General features: G+C 66.2%; 3 protein-coding genes. 1 reads left to right on the top strand and 2 read right to left on the bottom strand.

Annotated elements, in window-relative coordinates; all coding sequences use genetic code 11:
* Nucleotides 1–1,085, bottom strand: a 1,085-nt coding sequence (locus BGN95_RS18510; RefSeq protein WP_286773609.1) for an acyl-CoA dehydrogenase family protein, incomplete at its 3' end; no start/stop codon positions are given.
* 16 nt (nt 1,086–1,101) lie between these two features.
* Nucleotides 1,102–2,310 (bottom strand): LLM class flavin-dependent oxidoreductase, encoded by a 1,209-nt coding sequence (locus tag BGN95_RS18505; protein ID WP_286773608.1) that lies wholly within the window; start codon nt 2,308–2,310, stop codon nt 1,102–1,104.
* Nucleotides 2,311–2,635: 325 nt separating this feature from the next.
* Between BGN95_RS18505 and BGN95_RS18500 the strand changes: the two genes are divergently transcribed.
* The coding region (locus BGN95_RS18500; protein ID WP_286773607.1) for a TonB-dependent receptor at nt 2,636–3,586 on the top strand (951 nt) is incomplete at its 3' end.

Below are 3,586 nucleotides of genomic sequence, written 5' to 3'. Positions count from 1 at the left end.
ATCAGGTCGAAGATATGGGCGCCGACGAACAATGATGCCTTATCCGCCTGGACACGGGCATGGGCAACGGCAAGGATCGCCAGCGTCTGGAGCGCCTCGCTGTCGGGATCGGCGAGCTGGCGGTCGAACGCCCGCGCCGCTTCGCGCAGCAGCAATTCGGCGGCATAGACGGCATTCTCGAACTCGCCCACCTGCTTGATGACATGGGGTTCGTCGACGATGCGCTCTTCACCGCTTTCGATCCACGCGCGCGAGGCGTTGCGCAGATAGTCGACCGCGGCGGTCAGCGCGCCCCGCGCGATGCCGGTATCGATCGCGGCATGCAGGATTTGCGCGCGGGTGAGCGCGGTGCGGGCGGGCTTGCGGCCCCTGGGCGAAAAGAAGGCGGGGACGTGGACGTCCTCGAAGATCACCGTGCCGCTCATCGTGTTGCGCTGGCCGAACGCGCGCCAATCGTCGATGACCGTCAGCCCGGGCGCGTCGCGCGGGATGATGACGTTGCCGCGCCCGCCGCCCTCGGGGGTGGCGACGCCGACCGACAGCCAATGTGCGAGATAGGAGCCGGTCGCGTAGAATTTCCGTCCGTTCAGGCGATAGCTGCCGTCGTCATGGGGAGAGAGAATGGTGCGCAGATCGAGCTTGTTCTTGCCCCCGACCTCCGCCAGCGCATTGCCGAACCGCTCGCCGGCCAGGATGCGCGGCGCGAAGAAGGCGCGATAGGCCGCGTCCGGCGAAGCCAGGATGCCGCCGATCATGACATTGTGAAGCTGGAGGATCTGACCGACGCCGCCGTCGGCGGTGCTGATGATGCGTACCGTTTCGACGATCGTCTCGATCGACGCGCCGAGGCCGCCCAGTTCCTTGGGCACCGCGATCGCGGTCACCCCGCTTTCGGAAAGGAGGCGGAGCTGTTCGCCGGGGATCTCGCCCTCGCGATCATGGTCACGCGTGATCGGCGCGATCGCGGCGGCGACCTCATGCGCGGCGGCGATCGCCTCCGCCTCGCTGGCGAGGCGCCGCGCCGGGGCGGCGGACAGATCGGGGAGACCGGCGATCGCCGTGGTGGTCGCCAGGTGTAATGTCATCTCGGTCCCTTTTAGGTCAGTTGCCGCCGGACAGCCCGGCGACGAGCGGAATGGGTTGCAGGTCGTTCGCGACGCTGGGCTGCGCACTGGCGCGGAAACGCGGGAGGAGATGTTCGCCGAGCCGGTAGATCTCCTCGAGATGGGGATAGCCGTTGATGAAGAACTTGCTGATCCCGAGCGCGGCGAACTCACGCACGCGTGCCTCGACCGCGGCATAGCTGCCGACGAAGGCGAAGCCCGGCGGAATGCCGACATAGCTGAACCCCGCCCAGAGATTGGGGGCGATGAACAGATCCTCGTAACCGTTGATCGCGCGACCCAGATAGCGGCGGTAGCGCGACTGATGCGTCTGCGACATCTGGCCGGTGCGCTCGGCGGCGATCTGGACGGTGCCCGCCGCGACGCCGCTGTCGAACACGCGTTTCGCCTCGGCGAAAGCCTCTTCGTCGGTTTCGCGCAGGATCACGTCCACCGAGAGGCCGAAGCGGATGGTGTCGGCCCGACCATAAACCTCGGCGCGGCGGCGGACGTCGGCGATCGTTTCCGCGACCACCGCCGGGTCCTCCGCCAGCATCAGATAATAATCGGCATGTTTTGCAGCGAGATCGCGTGCCGCGTCGGACGATCCGGCGGTGCAGATCACCGGCAGTTGCGCCTTGCGCAGCGCGCCGCGCAGCCCCATGCCGTTGGCCTCGTAATAATGCCCCTTATAGTGGAAGCTCTCGCTCGCCCAGAAGCCCTTGACGACGTCCATGAACTCGCTCGCGCGCGCATAGCGTTCGTCGTGGGGCAGCGCATCGCCGAGCGCTTTCTGCATCGCGTCCGACCCGCCCTGGATGAGGTTCCAGATCAGCCGCCCGCCGCTCGACCGCTGGAAGGATGCCGCCATCTGCGTCGCCTGCCACGGGCTGAAATGAAACGGGTGGAAGGCGGCGACATAGCGTAGCCTTTTGGTTTCGCGCGCCAGGACGGAGGCGACGATCCACGGCTCGTCGCCGAACGGCGCGTTGACCATCAGCGCGCCCTTGAAGCCGTTGATCTCCGCCGCGCGGGCGACCTGCGAGAGATAGTCGATATAGGTGAAGTCATCGCCGATATCGAAGTGCGACACGGCGCCCGTGCTCTCGCTCGGCGAGCGGTTCCAGTCGCCGCGGTTGCGGTTGTCGCCCGGGATGAATTGCGTTTCGCCATGCAGCGGCAGGCGGGAATAGAATTCTATGGTCATCGCGCAGCCCTCGCTTCGCACGTAGATCGTCGCGCCGGTGACAAGCATGATCCATGCCATCGGCAGAACTGCGGGGTTTCTCAGGGCAGCTCACCGGCGCGCTGCGGCGATCGGTGCAGGGGGTGGCGGGATATCAACAATCTTCAGGACTGATATGCGCTCGCTCGATTGAAGAAGCTCTATCCAAAAGCACGCGATTATTGGCATTATTGGCCCCCCGGCCTTGGATATCCCGTCTTTGGAGCGCTCAAGACGGGAGATATCCGCCAAATGGCACGCTTCTTGATTGACATCGCCCACAGCGAAAATGTGGGAGCCATAATCGATGAAGTCCTATCCGGGGGGACATACTCTTGTCGCGTGCCTGTTACTGACCGCTCCCGCTGCCGCTTATGCCGAGGATGCGGCGGACAAAGGCAGCAACGATATCGTCGTCACCGCGCTGAAGCGGGAAACGCGGCTGCAGGACACCCCTGCCGCCGTCACCTCGCTCTCGGGCGACACCTTGCGCGCGGCCTCGATCGATTCCGCCAACGACCTGGTCCGCGCGGTGCCGAGCCTGACGATCACCGATTCAGGGCCGGGCCAGCGCCGCATCACGTTGCGCGGCATTCGTAGCGCGGGCGATGCGCAGGTCGGCATCTATTATGACGAGACGGCGGTGGCCGGCCCGCCGGGCACGACCAGCGATGCGGGCGGAAGCCAGTCCGATTTCAAGCTGTTCGATCTGGAGCGGGTCGAGGTCCTGCGCGGGCCGCAAGGCACGTTGTACGGCGCGGGCGCGGTGGGCGGCGCGATCCGCCTCGTCACCCGCAAGCCGGACTTCACGTTCAGCGGCAAGCTCGACGCCAGCGTGACGAGCACGCGTAGCGGGGGCGAAGGCTATCAGCTCAACGCGGCGCTCAACCTGCCGGTCGTCAACGACGTGCTCGCGGTGCGCGGGGTCTATTTCCGGCGGCAGGACGACGGTTGGGTCGACAATCCCGGGCTGCACCTCACCGGCATCAATGCCGAGCGCACCGACGGCGGGCGCATCCTCGTCCGTTTCGTCCCGGCCTCGTGGCTGACGATCGACGGCGCGGCGCATTTCCTGTTCACCGAGGGCGGCGCCAGCACATGGTCGCCGAGCGCGGGGGCCTATAATGCCGTCAATGCGGCGCAGGTGCCGTATAGCGACAAGCAGCGCATCTACAGCCTGAGCGCTAAGGCGGAGCTGGGCTTCGCCGATCTGTTGGCGACCGCGGGCTATCAGGATCGCGACACCCTGGTCACGCGC

This window comes from Sphingomonas sp. 66-10 (assembly GCF_001897045.1).
Taxonomy (GTDB): Bacteria; Pseudomonadota; Alphaproteobacteria; order Sphingomonadales; family Sphingomonadaceae; genus Sphingomonas; species Sphingomonas lycopersici.
This window is presented reverse-complemented; position numbering and strand designations above follow the sequence as displayed.